Genomic DNA, 15,407 nt, shown 5'->3' with positions numbered 1-15,407 from the left:
CGCTTTGATGTATGCTCCGCTCCGTGGAGACCCTGGTTGAGCTCATCGCCAAAAAGCGCGACGGCGGCCGCCTTTCGGACGACCAGATCGCGCGCCTCATCCGCGCCCTCGGAACGGGCGAGCTCGCCGATTATCAGATGAGCGCGCTCTGCATGGCCATCTTCTTCCGCGGCATGGACGACGCGGAGACCGTGGCCCTCACCCGCGCGATGCTCCACTCCGGCGACGTCCTCGACCTCTCCTCCGTCCCCGGCATCAAGGTCGACAAACACTCGACCGGAGGCGTCGGCGACAAGGTCTCCTTGTGCCTCGCGCCCCTCGTGGCGGCCTGCGGCGTGCCCGTGCCCATGGTCAGCGGCCGCGGCCTCGGCCACACGGGCGGCACGCTCGACAAGCTCGAGGCCATCCCCGGCTTCAACGTCTCGCTCGATACGGAAGCCTTCGCGCGCATCGTCCGCGACGTCGGCGCTTGCATGATCGGGCAGACCGGACGCATCGCGCCCGCGGACAAACGTATCTATGCGCTGCGCGACGTCACGGCCACGGTCGAGTCGATCCCCCTCATCGTCGCGAGCATCCTCTCGAAGAAACTCGCCGAGGGCATCGACGCGCTCGTGCTCGACGTGAAGGTCGGCCGCGGCGCGTTCATGAAGACCGAGCGCGACGCGCGCGCCCTCGCCGAGGCCCTCGTGCGTGTCGGCAAGGCCGCCGGCAAGCGCGTGGTCGCGCTCCTGACGGACATGAGCACCGTCCTCGGTCGCACCGTCGGCAACGCCATCGAGACGCGCGAAGCGATCGAGGTCCTCCATGGCGGCGGGCCGGACGATCTCGTCGAGTGCACGCTCGCCCTCGGCGCCGAGATGCTCGTGCTCGGCGACGCCGCCCCGTCCGTGGAGGACGCGCGCGCAAAACTCCGCGACGCGATCACGAGCGGACGCGGCGCGCGCGTGTTCGAGCGCATGATCGAGGCCCAGGGCGGCGACCCCGCGGTCGTCGAGGATCCGCTTCGCTTGCCGCGCGCCCCTGAGACCGTCCTCGTTCCCTCCGAGGCCGACGGCTTCGTCGCGGCGATCGATCCCCTCGAGATCGGCCTCGCCGCCGTCGCCATGGGCGCGGGCCGCACGCGCGCCGATCAGAAGGTCGATCACGCCGTCGGCATCGAGATCCTCGCGCCGCGCGGCGCCGGCGTGCGTCGCGGCGAGCCCCTCGCGCGCCTGCACGTGCGCTCGGTGGCCGCGGCCGAGGCCGTCGCGGATCGCGTCCAGAGCGCCTTCCGCGTCAGCTCCGCGCCCGAAGCCTCACCGCCTCTTCTGCTGGGCCGCATCGCCTGACGGCGGCGTGATCTGAGACGCCGGCATCATCGAGCGCGCGCCGGCCGAGAGGCCGTGGTTCGTCCAGGAAAACTGGTCCACCAGGACGACCGGATCCGAGGCGGACAGAGGATCCACCTTCCCGAGCACCCACGCGTCGGCGCCGCTCCCGTCGCGGCGCACGCGCACTCGCACGAAGTGCTTGTACCCGGGGTGCGCCAGGGCCGCGAACGCCTGGTGCTGCTCGATCCCGAGGACCGTCATCGCCGTCAGGTACGTGCCGAAGATCAGCGTCGCGACGTAGACCGAGACCGCGAACACGAGCCACGGCCTCGCGCCGTAGAGATCCGCCGCGTGGAGGAAGAGGCCGCCCGCCGTCGCGAACGCCGTCCGCGCGAGCAGCGGCACGAACCCGATGATGAGCCCCGCGATCGTCGCGAGCAGATACACCGCGATCGATCGGTTCCGGAAGCCGCCGAGCAGCCGGCACACGAAGGCCGCGATCGCCGCCGTCACGAGCGATCCCACCATCGGCGGCGCGCCGCCCCATCGCACCGCGGTGAACGCCGGCATGTAGAGCAGCGCGGCCGCGAGGTGCACCAGAAAGCCGCTCCGCCCGTGCACGATCTGCCACGGGATCTGCAGCGCCAGCGCGAGCGACGCCTTCGGCCCCGGGAACTCCGCGGCCGGCTCGGGCAGGCCCTGCCGCATGATCCGCGCAGGATGCAAGAACGCCCCGCCTCCGCCGGCGATCACGTGGCACGTCTTCCCGATCTGCTCGCGGCAGTAGTGGTGCGTATCGCCCGTCAACACGAGCACGGCGTCGTCCTCGAGTCGCAGATCCAGCGCGTCGACGATGTGCTGCCCGGCCGGGTTCGGCTCCAGGAACGCGTACGCCGGGTCCGCCAGGGTCAAGAGGAGCCCGCGGTTCTCGGTCCGGAGGGACGCGAAGAACGCGCGTTGCTCGAAGTCCACCGCGCGGAGCTGCCGATCCGCGCCCCACAGATCGAGCCCCGGCGCGAGCCGCAGCGCGAAGTAACTCGCGTCCTGCACCGGTACGTATCCATCGAGCGGGAGCGTCGATCGTTTGCTCACATAACGTCCGATGCGAAACGCCTCCACCCACTGGATGAAGTGCCCGATCTGCGCGAACCGCACGACCTCGTTCGGCGCTGATTTCCCCACGAGATCCACGGTCCCGCGCCGCTCCCGGAACATGCGCCCGAAGCCGTCGAGCCCCGCGTACCAATCGTGATTTCCCGGCACTCCCAGGAGCACCCGGGGTTTGCCGTCTCGAACCTCCTCCAGCACCCGCGAGAACGGCACGATCACCCGGTTGTGGATCTCGAGCTCCGTCGCCACCGGATACGCCGTGTCCCCGCCGAACAAGAGGATGTCCCCGCGCGGGAGCAAAAGCGTCTCGCCAGGTTTGTCCGGTGCTTCGACCTCGTACGTCTCGAACACGAGCCGCGCGACCTCCTGGCTCACGGACACGCAATCGCCCGTGTCGGCGATGAAATCGATCCAGACGTCGCGACCGAGCGCCTCGGTGAGCGTCTCTTTGCCCTCGCGGCCGCCCAGCACGGCCGCGGCCTTGCGTGTCAGTGTGTCGGCTGTGCTCGGTCGCATCCATGCGCGACTGTCGATGTCCTCCGTCGCGATGACGCTCGCCGCGAGGTGCCAGAGATGGCCCCAGAACGATCGCGCCCCGAACCACGCGATCGCCTGCGGATATCGGCCTCCGCGCGTGAAAAGCAGCTTGGGAACGTCAGGAGGAGCGGGCGCAGGGCGGAGGGGAGCGGGACGGACCGGCGAGGGAGCAGACATCGGCACTTTTTTTGTCTTGCCATCAGGCCGTGGATACGGATCAAAGTCGAATGCCGGGGCAACTTGCCCCGCGCGGCCGGACCATGGGCCGGACGAGTAGGAATGCGAGGATGGCCGAGAAAGGTCGATCTTCGCCACCATGTAAGGAGAGCAGGATGAGACAGGGAGTGCGGTTCGCGGCGATCGTGGCGCTCGCGGGGGCCGTTGGCTGCGGCGGTGGTGAGGCGAAAAACGAAGGCGCCTCGCCCGAGGCGAAGCCCAGCGCAGCCGCGGCGGACACGCCGCCTGCGGCCTCCGCGGCCCCGGTCGCGTCAGCGGCCCCCGCGCCGAGCGCCGAGGCCCCGAAGCCCGAGAACAGCGCTGCTTCCGCCCCCGTGGAGCCCGAGGGGTCCGCCGCCGTGGCTGCGGCCTCCGCGGCCCCCGCGGCCGGCTCCGCGGCGCCCGCGGCCAGCGCCGCGGCCGGCCCGAAGACGTTCGATTGCGGCGCCAAGGGGCAGAAGCCCTGCCCGATGCAGGGCTGGATGAAGACGGTCATGGCCTCGGCGACGTCGAGCGGTGATCTGACGAAGATCGCGAATGCCCTGGCCTACACCGCGGGCAAGCCGCCGCCCGGCATGGGGAGCTGGGTCGCCATCTCGAATGAGGGTGTGGCCAAGGCGAAGGCCGGCGACCTCGACGGCGCGAAGGCCTCCTGCAAGAAGTGCCACGATCTTTACAAGGAAAAGTACAAGCAGACGATGCGCGATCGCCCCTGGTGATCGCCGCGCGGGGGCCACGTCGTCGTGGCCCCGAATGAAAAAGCCCACGCGTCCCGGGTTTCGGGAGCGTGGGCTTTTTCGTTGGGGGGTTTTTCAGCCCGGGTTCGAGGTGAAGCAGCAGCGGAAGCCGGTGTCGAAGAACTGGAAGTTCTGATCGACGGTGTAGAAGGTGAAGTCCGACTGGGCGCCGGATTCAGCCTGCGTGTTGAAGGCGCCGCCGAGCAGCGGGTACTGGTTGGTCGCGCTCTTCGTGATCTCGCGGAGGTTACCGGTCATGTCGTAGATCTGGGGATTGGTTTGTCCGGTCCAATCGACCCAGCAGTTCTTCAGGTTGACCGTGTCGCCGGTGACGAGCAGGCCGTTCTGAATGCCGACATCCGGGGAGAAGTCGTACGAGAAGCCGAGGTTGCAGTACTTGACGTTCTGCACGAACGCGGTCTTGCACGCGGAGAGCGGCGCGTAGCCCCAGAGGCAAGCATCCGGCGCGGGGTTACGCGCGGCGGCCTGCCAATCGGCCGTGCTGCAGACGGTGCCGCCGGCCGCGATGCAGACCTGCTCGACCTCACGCGGGCTGACGTTGAACCAGGGGATCTTCCCCTGGACCGAGCAAGCCGGGGTCTTGTCGAGCGTGGATCCCGTGGGAGCGCTGGTCCAGAAGCCATTGCCGGTGCCGGGGACGACGGCGGTGGCGTTCGGGCGGCTGGCCTCGAAGGTCATGATCCACTTGTTCTGCGAGCCGAGCTTCGTGACCGTCGGCTTGACGTAGTACGTGGCATTGCTGCCCTTGTTGCTGAAAGGCTCGTCGGCAATGCCGTCGCAATCGTTGTCCTGGCCGTCGCACACCTCGGTGCAGCCACCGGGCAAACTGGCGCAGTTCGCCGGCGTGGCGCTGCATTTGACGGCCATGGTGCCGTCGCAGATGTAGGTGCCCGGCTGGCGGCAGGCGCCGTGTCCGGGCGGGGGCAGGCCGTCGTCGGAGTTACAGGGCTTGTTCCAGTTGGCGACGTTCTCGTTCTGGACGCCGTCGCAATCGTTGTCGTAGTCGTCGCAGAGCTCGTTCGTGCCGGTGCAGTAGTTCGGGGCGGCCCCGGTGCAGACGCCGGCGGGGAAGGTGCACTTCCAGGCGCCCATCACGCAGGCGACGTTGACGTTGGTGGTGCACTCGGGCTTGGTCGCGGAGGGGCTGACGCCGCAGACCTGGGTGGGCGAGGGGGCGATGACGTTCTCGTCGATCTGGCCGTCGCAATCGTCGTCGAGGCCGTTGCAAGTCTCCTGCGCCGAGATGAAGTCGCAGTCGTACTCGCACTTCTGATCGTTGTTGAGATCGTAATACCCCGGCTCGCAGCCCTGGAACTGGCAAGCGCCGGCGGCGCAGGACCACGTGGAGTGGACCGCGCCCGTGTAGCAGCTCTTGCCACACATGCCGCAGTTGTTGACGTCGGTCTGCTTGTCGGGCTGGTTCGTCAGGGCACCGTCGCAGTTCGCGTCGATGTTGCAGCCGTCCTGCGTGCCCGGGGCCGGCTTGACGGAGTTCTGGCACACGATGGCGCCGCCGACGCAGGCCTTCGTGCCGGCCTTGCAAGGCGTGGTCGCGCCCGCGGGCGGGTTCGGCGGGACGTCACAAGCGCCGACGGCGTCCGCGGGCGGGCTGCCATTGGTCTTGTCGATCGTGCCGTCGCAATCGTTGTCCTCGCCGTCGCACATCTCCGGCTTGGGATCGATGTTGCCGACGCAGACGAGCGCGCCGTTCTGGCATTGCTGGGTGCCGAAAGCGCAGGGGAAGATGTTGCTGATGCCGCAAGACTTGCCGGCGTCGGTGGGGCTGTCGTCGACGATGCCGTCGCAATCGTCGTCGAGGCTGTTGCAGAGCTCGGGGTTCTGGTTCTCGACGAGGACGTTGGGCCCGGCGCAGACGATCTTGTTGCCCTGGCAGATGGTCTTGCCGAGGTGCGCGGGCGTCGCGCACTCGCCGTTGGGATCGCCGTAGCAATCCTGGCCGAGCTGCGTGTCACCCGAGAGATCGTCGGCGTCGTCGATCTTGCCGTCGCAATCGTTGTCGAGGCTGTCGCCGCAGATCTCGACGCCGCCGTTCGTGATGTTGCACTGGTACTCGCAGCCCGTTGCGTACGAGCCGTCGAGATCATAGAACCCAGGCTCACACGACTGGATCACGCATTGCGTGTTGCCGTCGTTGCAGGCCTGTCCGGGCTCGGCATTGCTGGTGCAGGCCGGCGTGCCGTGGAGGACGACGCAGGTGCGCCCGCATTTGCCGCAATCGGTCGTGCTGGTGCAGAGGTCGACGTCCTCGTCCTTGATGCCGTCGCAGTCGTCGTCCTTGTTGTTGCAGAGCGAGTCGTCGGCGCCGCCGGAGACGCAGTAATACTCGCAGCCCGGCGCGCTCGGATCGAGGTCGTAGTAATCGGTCGCGCACTGGCCGGTGCAGGTGCCGTCGGTCTTGCCCGGATCCGCGCTCGGGGTGCAGGCGATGGTGTCGGGGTCCGTGTTGAGCAGGACCTGATAGCAATTGTTGGCGCAGGTGCCGCAGGCCTCGGGCGTGCTCCAGTCGGAAAGGTCGTCGACCTTGTCATTGCAGTCGTCGTCCTTGCCGTTGCACTCCTCGACACCGCTGTCGGACGGCACGCAGCCGCCGCTGCCGCCCGCGCCCGCCGTGCCGCCCGTGCCGCCGCAGCCGAAGAGGCATCCACCTTCACCGCCCGTACCGCCGGTGCCGGAGGAGCTGGAGGTGCCGGTGCCCGAGCCGCTATCGCAATCGTCGAAGCAGAATGCTTCGGTGGTGCATCCCGCGGAGCCCGCGGCGAGGGCGAGCCCCGCCGCGGCCGCGAGCCATCCGAGTTTGGAAGAGAAGCTCATCACGCAACCTCCACGTTGCGCGCCGACCGACGCCGGCGGAGGAAGGCCAAGGGCAAACCGAGGAGCGCGAGCCACCCGGCCGAGGAGCGCGTATCGCCGGCCGCGGAGCAAGCGCAACCGCCGCCGCCCGTCGCGAGGCCCCACACGCCATTGTCGCCCGCGCCGGCCGAGCCGCCAGCGCCGGGGCCATTGCCAGCCGCGCCGCCGTCTCCGCCCGCGCCGCCCGAGCCGCTCGAGCTCGAGGTGGAGCCCGGGCCGCCCATGGGCTCGACGCATTCACCGCGGTTGCAAGCGACGCCCGGCGGGCAATCGTTCTGACAAACCTGCCCCTCGGGGCAAACGACGCCCTCGCAGGGGCAATTGCCGCAGGCGCCCGTCACCGGATTGCAGCAGCCGCCGCTCGCGCAGGCGCCGGCGCACTGGTTCTGGACGCAGGTGGGCGGGGTCTGGGCGAGGTCGCAGTACTGATCGGGTCCGCAATTCGGGCTGCAGGCGGCCACGCACGTGCCGCCCTGGCAGACCTGGCCCGCCGGGCATTCCACGTTCGCGCAGGTCGAGACGCACGTGAACGTGGTGAAATCGGCGCTCGGCTTGCAGATCTGATCCGCCGGGCAGCTCTCCGGCTGGCACGGGTTGTCGATGCACGAGCCGAGGTTGCAGACCTTGTTGCAGCCGTTGCAAGGCACGTTGTAGCAGTTGTCCACCACGCACGTGCCGGCGTTCGGTCCGTGGTTCGCGCAGACCTGGCCGGCGCCGCAGCTCACGCCGTCGCACGGCTCCTTGCAGCCCGCTTGGCCCTTGCAGACGCACACGGGCGGCTTGTTGCAGTTCGCGTCGGCCGGCGTGTCAGCGGGCGCGCAGAGCACGTTGCCGTTCGCGTCCTTGACCGTCTTCAGCTCGCAATCGACGCAGGGCTCGGACACGCAGTAGAAGCCGAGATTCTCGCCCGTCGAGCTCTCCGTCACCTGCTGGCATTGCTGGCCGGGCGGGCACGGATACTCCTTGCCGGGGTTGCACGCGCTCGCGCACTGGCAGACGCCCGCGCTCCCCTTCACGCACTCCTTGCCGGTGCTGCACAGCGGAATGCCGTTGTTGGGGTTGTCGCTCTGGCCGTCGCAGTCGTTGTCGTTGCAATCGCAGACTTCGAGGACCGGCGTGATCTCGCCCGTGCAGACGAACCCGCCGTTCACGCAGGCGAACGAGCCCTGCTTGCACTCGCCCGTCTCCACGCCGCACGCCTGGCCGATGCTGCCGACAGGCGTGGGCTGCGGGTTCATCGAGCCGTCGACGCCGTCCGGCCCGGGGCCGCTCTCGTCGACCGTGCCGTCGCAGTCGTTGTCGATGCCGTCGCAGACCTCGGGTTGCGGCGTGATGCCGCCGAGGCACTCCACGCCGGCCGCGCCATTGCAGAGGAACTCACCCGGCGTGCACGGCGAGGCGCTGCGATCGCCCGGATACAGGGCGGTGTCGTACGTCGGAATGCACGGGCCGCCCGAGGGGATGCCGTTGTCGTTCACGCCGTCGCAATCGTTGTCCTTGCCATCGCAGATCTCGGACACCGGGCCGACGTCGTTCGCGCAATCGAGCACACCGGCAGTGCAGGCGAGCGTGCCCAGCGCGCATTCGCCCTGATCGGAGCCGCACGGGGTGCCGACCTGCGGGAGGTTGCCCTCGTCGAGCGTGCCGTTGCAGTTGTTGTCGAGGCCGTCGCAGACCTCCGGGCTCGGGGCCTTCGGATTCGAGCAGACCCACTTCTGCGAGCCCTGACAGACGAGCTTGCCGGTGTTGCACGGCGCCATGAGCGTGCCCGTGCCATTGCAGGTCGCGCCGGTCGGCGGGCACCAGGTCAGGTTGCCGAACGTGCAGCAGTTGCCGGGGTTCGTCCAGCACCCGTTCATGCCGGCGGCCGGCGCGTCCGCGAGCGGCGTCTCGTCGATCGTGCCGTCGCAATCATTGTCCACGCCGTCGCAGACCTCGGGGCCGGGTTGTACGCCGCCCTGACAGACGAGCGCGCCGTTGACGCAGGCCGTGAGGCCCGTCGTGCAGGGCGCCTGGTTGTTGCCGCAGGGCGTTCCGACGCCGAACGGGCTCTCGTCGACCGTGCCGTCGCAATCGTTGTCGATGCCGTCGCAGATCTCCGCGCTCGGCCCGATGAAGCCCTGGCACGTGCCATTGCAGGGCTGCGTGCCCCTCTTGCACTGGCTGTTCGGGCCGTAGTTCAGGTTCGACGGCGTGCCGACGGGCACGCACTGCGCGGGCGGCACGCCGTCATCGATCGTGCCGTCGCAATCGTTGTCCTGGCCGTCGCAGGTCTCGATCTGCGGGTTGTTCGTGCAGGCGTTGAACCCGCCGTTCGCCACGCAAGCGCCGGGGAGCGCCACGTTCTGCGCCGCCTTGCACGTCAGCGTACCGGCGCAGTTCGCCGGGGTGGTCTGGCCACACGGGGCGCTCGGGGCGCCGTCGTCCGCGATGCCGTTGCAATCGTTGTCGCAGCCGTCGCAGATCTCCGGCGAGGCGACGCACGGGACGACGCAGACGCCGCCCTCGTCGGTTTGCCCGTCGCAGTCGTCGTCCTCGCTGTTGCAGGTCTCGACCTTGGGACAGTGCGCGGGGTTGCCGCACTTCGTCACGCCCTCGTCGATGGTGTTCGCCGGGGTGCCGTCGAACGCGGGCCCCGGATCGCAGTTGTTGTCGACGTTGTCGCAGCTCTCCTTGGGGTTGTAGCAGAGCCAGTTGGCGGGCTGGGTCGCCTGCGTGGGCGTCGTACAGGGCAGCTTCGTCAGGTCGCCGGTCGGGTTTGCCGCGGTGATCGTGCTCTGGTACGTCGACATGCACGTCGCGCGCTGGGCGGCCGTCGACCATGTGCAGCACGTCTGCCCCTGGTTGCAGTAATGGGCGAAGCCCTCGTCCGTGCAGCCGTTGCAGTTGTTATCGGCGTTGTCGCAGGTCTCGGGCTTGATGGCAGTGGCGATGATGTTCGCGAGCGCCGTCGAGAGCTGCGTCTCGTTCGCCGCGCTCACGGCTGCGGTCGTGCCGCCCGCGGCTGCGATCTGGCTTGCCTTGGCGAGCGTGGCCGCCGTCCCGAACGCGATGACGTGCGTCTTCACCTTCCACTGGATCCCGCCCCTCGTGAAGCCCGCGTAGAGATCCGCGGCCGCGTCCACCGCATCGGCCTCGGCGTCACACTTCTCGTCGCCGTCCGTCACGAAGAGAATGTTGATGGAGCGACAGGCGCGCTCGCCCGACTGCGCGATCGGCGAGACGTACGTCGGCGTGCCGTTGGTGCTCGTCCACTCGTTCGAGAGGTACTTGTACATGTCGCGGAGCAGGCCGTTCAGCGGCGTGCCGCCCTCGGCCCAGAGCTCGTAGCTGAGTGGCCTCGTGGGGTGCGTCGAGCAATCGTTGTCGACCCACTTGAGGAGCTCGGGGATGTTCGTGTCCTCGAGCGGCGGCGCGTAGAAGTTGTCGAGCTGCATCGGGACGAGGATCTCGGCGCCGCGACGATCCTCGGAGTTCGGTAAGCTCGTCGGCTCCTGCCCGCACCCACCATCGGGGTTGGAGCCGCTCGGGTAGCTCGACCAAAAGCACGTACCGTTGCCGTCACCCTCACCCGTGCCCACGTCTGCGCAAGTGGCCGTGCAGCTCGCGGCCTTGCCTCGGGCGAAGGCGGCGAGCCCAAAGTTCACCTGCCCGCCGAAGGATTTGAACATGTTGCGGAGGGCGCACTTGCCGTGATCGATCTTGCTCGGTCCCCATCCGCAGGAGCTCGGGACATTGTTACCGCCCGACTGGACGGGGTCCGTCATCGAGCCGGACGTATCGAACCCGACCATGAAGTACGGCTTCGCGGACGAAGGCCAGTCTTTCGGATCCGCGCTCAGGCACGCAGCAGGCTCCTGTGCGGAGACGAGCGGCGCCGTGAGCGACGCGGCGGCCACGAGGGCCGCGCCAGTGAGGACCGACGCGATACCAAGCTTGCGACGGCCAATGCTACGAGAGAAGAGGGTCCTGTTCATGTTCTCGTGATCCAGCCCCGGCCCGACCGCGTCATGCAGCGACGCGTGTCAGCCGAAGGAAAGTAGGAACGGGACGAACGCGAATTTTGCAAAAGAGGTTTGCCTCGACGTACGGGTTTCCATCACGCCCGGCACCGGGCGATCGGACGATGCTCCGTCTGATCCCGAGAGCCGGGAAGATGATGCTCGTTCACCCTACAAGAGTTCGTGCGAGGCGTAAACTCTCTTGATCGGGACGGACAAGGGGGCGTTTTCCGCTGTGATTTCGGCAGGGTAGCCCGCGTAGTGCCCCGAGGTGGGCTCCGTGCGGGTCGGAGGTGGAGTGCCGGGGGAAGCGGGTGTCGATGCGCTGGCGGTTCTGCTCCACGATGCAGGAAGTGAGCTCGTTCTCTGCGCCGAACCGGCGTGGGGTCTTCGCCGGCGCCGTGAGCCACGGCCCATCGGCTCGTCTCCGCCCGCGGGCCGACACGTCGCGAGCCATGGATGCGTATTGCATGAATGGCACGAGCACGAACAAGGGCTGTGCCGGTGAATGAAATGGGCGACCCGCGGCGAGGTCGAGCCCCGCCGCGGCCGTGAGCCATGCGATGGTGGAGCTACGCAGCCTTCGCGTCGCGCCCCGACCGCCGCCGGCGCAGGAAGGCCAAGGGCAACCCGAGAAGCGCGAGCCAGCCAACCGACGAGCGCGCATCGCCGGCCGCGGAGCAAGCGCATCCGCCGCCGCCCGTCGCGAGGCCCCAGACGCCCTTGTCGGGCGCCCCCGCGGAGCCGCCCGCGCCAGGACCCGCGCCAGCCATGCCGCCCGCGCCGCCCGCGCCGCCCGCGCCGCCCGAACTCGAGCTCGATCCCGTGCCGCCCATGGGATCGACGCACTCGCCGCCCTGACAAACCTGGCCGCTCGGGCAAAGGACGCCCTCGCACGGGCAGTTGCCGCAAGCGCCCGTGAGCGGGTCGCAGCAGCCGCCGTTCGAGCAGGCCCCGGCGCACTTGTTTTGCACGCAGGCCGGCGGGGTCAGGCTCGTGTCACAGGTCTCGCCCGCGCCGCACGCCGGATCGCAGGTCGGAACGCACGCGCCGTCCTTGCAGATCGTGCCCGCCGCGCAATCGACGCCCGCGCAGGTCGGGACGCACGAGAACGTGGTGAAATCGGCGCTCGGCTTGCAAACCTCGTCGGGCTGGCAAGCGCCGGGTACGCAGGGGTTGTCGACGCAGGAGCCGAGGTTGCACGCCTTGTTGCAGCCGAGGCAAGGCACGTTGTAGCAGGTGTCCACCACGCACTTGCCGAGGTTCGACCCGGTATTCGCGCAGACCTGGCCGCTCGGGCAGCTCACGCCGTCGCAAGGATCCTTGCAGCCCTGCTGGCCCTTGCACACGCACACGGGCGGCTTGTTGCAATTCGCGTCGGCCGGCGTGTTCGCAGGCGCGCAGATCACGTTGCCGGCCGCGTCCTTGACCGTCTTCACCGAGCAATCGCCGCAGTTGTCGGGGACGCAATAGAACGCGAGCGGCTCGCCGGTCTCGCTCTTCGTGACGTTCTCGCACTTCTGGCCGGGCGGGCAGGGGAACTCGCCGCCCTTGCAAGGCGAGGCGCACGCGCACGCATTGCCGCTCTTCACGCACTCCTTGCCCGTGCTGCAGAGCTTCGGCTTGCCCGGATCCTGCTCGTCGCTCGTGCCGTCGCAGTCGTTGTCGAGGCAATCGCAGGACTCGTCCGTGGCCTCCATGCCGCCGACGCACGTGACCTGGCCATTGACGCAGCCATATGTGCCCTCGGCGCAGACGCCGACGTTGAGGCCGCAAGGATCGCCGATGTTCACGGCCGGCGGCGGGGCGGGGTTCGCTGAGCCGTCGATGCCGTCCGGCGCGGGGCCGCTCTCGTCGACCTTGCCGTCGCAATCGTTGTCGAGGCCGTCGCAGACCTCCGGCGAGGGGCCGATGCCGCCCGTGCAGCTCGCCCCGCCCAGGCCGTCGCATTGCAAGACGCCCGGCTGGCACGGGCCCGCGCTGCGATCGCCGGGGTAAAGCGCCGTGTCGTACGCGACGGTGCAAGCGCCGCCGGCCAGGATGCCGTTGTCGATCGTGCCGTCGCAGTCGTTGTCCTTGCCGTCGCAGAGCTCCTGCGTGGGGCCGACGTCGCCCACGCAATCGAGCACGCCGGCGCTGCACGCGAGGGCGCCGATCTGGCATTCGCCGGTGTCGCTCCCGCAGGGCTCACCGACCTGGGCGATGCTCCCGTCGTCGACCATGCCATTGCAATCGTTGTCGAGGCCGTCGCAGGCCTCGGGCTCGGGGGCCTTCGGCGTCGCGCACACCCACTTCTGCAGGCCCTGGCAGACGAGCTTGCCGGTGTTGCAGGGCGCCGTGAGCGTGCCCGTGCCATTGCAGGTCCCGCCGGGCGGCGGGCACCATTGCAGGTTGCCGAACGTGCAGCAATTGCCGGGGTTCGTCCAGCACCCGTTCATGCCGGCGGCCGGCGCATCCGCGAGCGGCGTCTCGTCGATCGAGCCGTCGCAATCGTTGTCCTTGCCGTCGCAGACCTCGGCCTGGGGCTGCGCGCCGCCCTGGCAGACGAGCGCGCCGTTGACGCAGGCCGTGAGGCCCGTCGTGCACGGCGGCTGGTTCACGCCGCACGGCGTGCCGACGCCGAAGGGGCTCTCGTCGACGGTGCCGTCGCAGTCGTTGTCGATGCCGTCGCAGATCTCGGCGCTCGGCCCCACGAAGCCCGAGCAGACGCTCGATCCGCAGGGCTGCGTGCCCTTCTTGCACTGGCTGTTCGGGCCGTAGTTCAGGTTCGACGGCGTGCCCGCGGGCACGCACTCGGTCGCCGCGACGCCGTCGTCGATCGTGCCGTCGCAGTCGTTGTCGACGCCGTCGCACGTCTCGGTCATCGGATTGTTCTGGCAGGCGTTGTACCCGCCGCTCGGCACGCACGTCCCGATGGGCACGTTCTGCGGCGGCTTGCACGAAAGCGTGCCCGCGCAGTTCGCCGGGGTCGTGAGGCCGCAGGGGATCGCGGGGATGCCGTTGTCCGCGACGCCGTCGCAGTCGTTGTCGCAGCCGTCGCAGACCTCGGGCGAGGGCTTGCAGGTGCAGGAGGCGCCGAGTCCCTCGTCGGTGAGCCCGTCGCAGTCGTCGTCCTGGCCATTGCAGATCTCGGCGACGGGGCAGTGCAGGGGGTTGCCGCACTTGAAGACGCCCTCGTCGACCGTGTTCGGCGGGTCGCCGTCGATCGTGGCCTCGGGATCGCAGTTGTTGTCGACGTTGTCGCAGGTCTCCTTCGGGTTGAAGCAGAGCCAGTTCGCCGGATCCTGCTGCTGGGCCGCCGTCGTGCACGGCAGCTTCGTGAGATCGCCGTCGGGATCGGCCGCGGAGATCGTGGCCTGGTACGTCGAGAGGCAGGTCGCGCGCTGGGCCGGCGTCGCCCAGGCGCAGCAGGTTTGCCCCTTGTTGCAGTAGTGGACGAAGCCCTCATCGGTGCAGCCGTTGCAGTTGTCGTCGGCGTTGTTGCAGCTCTCGGGCTTGATCGAGCCGGCGATGATGTTCGCGAAGGCCAGGCTGAGCGAGGCCTCGTTCGTCGCATCCCGCGCCGCGCCCGTGCCGCCGGCGGCCGCGATCTGGTCGGCTTGCGAGCCGACCTGGCCGAAGTCGATGACGTGCGTCTTGATGCTCCAGGTGATGCCGCCCTTCGTGAAGCCCGTGAGCAGATCCGCCGCGGCGTCCTTCGCGTCCTCGACGGTGTCGCAGTTCTCGCCGCCGTCGGTCACGAGGATGACGTTGACCGATCGACAGGGCCGCTCACCCTGCGCGAGAGTCCCGAGCGGCGAGGGGTGCACGAGACCCGCGACCACGGGGCTCGCCCAGCCCTCGGCGAAGTACCGGTAGGCGCTGCGCAGCATGCCGTTCAGAGGCGTGTTGCCCTGCGCGAAGAGCTCCTTCTGATCCGAGCAGTCGTTGTCGACCCACTTGAGGAGCTCGCCGATGTTCGAGACGTTCGGCGGCGGATTGTAATAGTTGTCGATGAGCAGCGGGACGACGATGTTCGCGCCGTCGCGGCAGCCGGAGTTCGGCTGGGCCACGGGCGGGTTGCCGCATTCCTCGGGCTCCGTGCCGCACCCCGGGATGGGGGCGTAGTTCGGGAAGTCGCTGTGAAGGCAGGCCGCGGGCGTACACGCGGCGTCACAGCCCTTCTGGACCTTGGCGAAGGTCGCGAGCCCGAAATTCGCCTGCCCCGCGAACGCCTGGAAGGTGTTTTTCATGGCGCAACGGCCATGCCCGAGGCGGTCGTTCACGTAGCCGCACGAGTTCGGCGTGCCGGCCACGGCGCTCGTCATCGATCCGGACGTGTCGAACATGACCATGAAGTAGGGCTTCGACGGCGCCGGCCACGCCGCAGGATCGAAGGACAAACACGCCGCCGGCTCCGCGAGCGCCGGGCGCACGGCGGCGAGCGTGGCGGCGAGGCCGACGATCGTCCCGACCTTCACCTGCACCGAGCGCTGCCCAAGAAGTGTACGAACCCTGGTGAACATCGTGTCCTGTCCCCGCTGGCCCGAATCGGGCGAGCCCCGCACCTCCCCCGGGTCGCGGAGGAACTGCAGAGGACGCACGCGCGCCAATGGTCCATG

General features: G+C 69.0%; 6 protein-coding genes. 2 read left to right on the top strand and 4 right to left on the bottom strand.

What is annotated here, in order from left to right; genetic code table 11:
- Window positions 1–23: 23 nt before the first annotated feature.
- Window positions 24–1,331: a thymidine phosphorylase gene (locus QHF83_RS08695; RefSeq protein WP_282417299.1), complete on the top strand. Its 1,308-nt coding sequence runs from the start codon at window positions 24–26 to the stop codon at window positions 1,329–1,331.
- On the opposite strand, the gene QHF83_RS08690 is transcribed toward QHF83_RS08695, so the two are convergent.
- Entirely contained in the window at window positions 1,299–2,939 is a 1,641-nt protein-coding gene (locus tag QHF83_RS08690; protein ID WP_282417298.1) for a hypothetical protein, read from the bottom strand. The two genes, QHF83_RS08695 and QHF83_RS08690, sit on opposite strands and share 33 nt — an antisense overlap.
- Window positions 2,940–3,292: 353 nt before the next feature.
- Between QHF83_RS08690 and QHF83_RS08685 the strand changes: the two genes are divergently transcribed.
- The gene (locus QHF83_RS08685) at window positions 3,293–3,895 is read left to right on the top strand and encodes a hypothetical protein (RefSeq protein ID WP_282417297.1); all 603 of its coding nucleotides are present in this window, start codon (window positions 3,293–3,295) and stop codon (window positions 3,893–3,895) included.
- 93 nt (window positions 3,896–3,988) lie between these two features.
- On the opposite strand, the gene QHF83_RS08680 is transcribed toward QHF83_RS08685, so the two are convergent.
- The 3 genes from QHF83_RS08680 to QHF83_RS08670 all read right to left on the bottom strand — a co-directional run bounded on the left by QHF83_RS08680 (window position 3,989) and on the right by QHF83_RS08670 (window position 15,389).
- Window positions 3,989–6,766, bottom strand: coding sequence for a MopE-related protein (locus QHF83_RS08680; protein WP_282417296.1), 2,778 nt, complete (start codon window positions 6,764–6,766; stop codon window positions 3,989–3,991).
- Entirely contained in the window at window positions 6,766–10,782 is a 4,017-nt protein-coding gene (locus QHF83_RS08675; protein ID WP_282417295.1) for a MopE-related protein, read from the bottom strand. The genes QHF83_RS08680 and QHF83_RS08675 overlap by 1 nt, the downstream gene beginning before the upstream one ends.
- Window positions 10,783–11,378: 596 nt before the next feature.
- Entirely contained in the window at window positions 11,379–15,389 is a 4,011-nt protein-coding gene (locus QHF83_RS08670; RefSeq protein ID WP_282417294.1) for a MopE-related protein, read from the bottom strand.
- Window positions 15,390–15,407 lie beyond the last annotated feature (18 nt).

It is taken from the genome of Polyangium sp. 15x6, from assembly GCF_029960785.1.
Lineage (GTDB): Bacteria > Myxococcota_A > Polyangia > Polyangiales > Polyangiaceae > Polyangium.
This window is presented reverse-complemented; position numbering and strand designations above follow the sequence as displayed.

Excerpts from the sequence above, each read along its gene's own strand:
- QHF83_RS08685 (WP_282417297.1), top strand. The coding sequence starts at position 3,293 with ATGAGACAGGGAGTGCGGTTCGCGGCGATCGTGGCGCTCGCGGGGGCC.
- QHF83_RS08675 (WP_282417295.1), bottom strand. The coding sequence starts at position 10,782 with ATGAACAGGACCCTCTTCTCTCGTAGCATTGGCCGTCGCAAGCTTGGT.
- QHF83_RS08690 (WP_282417298.1), bottom strand. The coding sequence starts at position 2,939 with ATGCGACCGAGCACAGCCGACACACTGACACGCAAGGCCGCGGCCGTG.
- QHF83_RS08680 (WP_282417296.1), bottom strand. The coding sequence starts at position 6,766 with ATGAGCTTCTCTTCCAAACTCGGATGGCTCGCGGCCGCGGCGGGGCTC.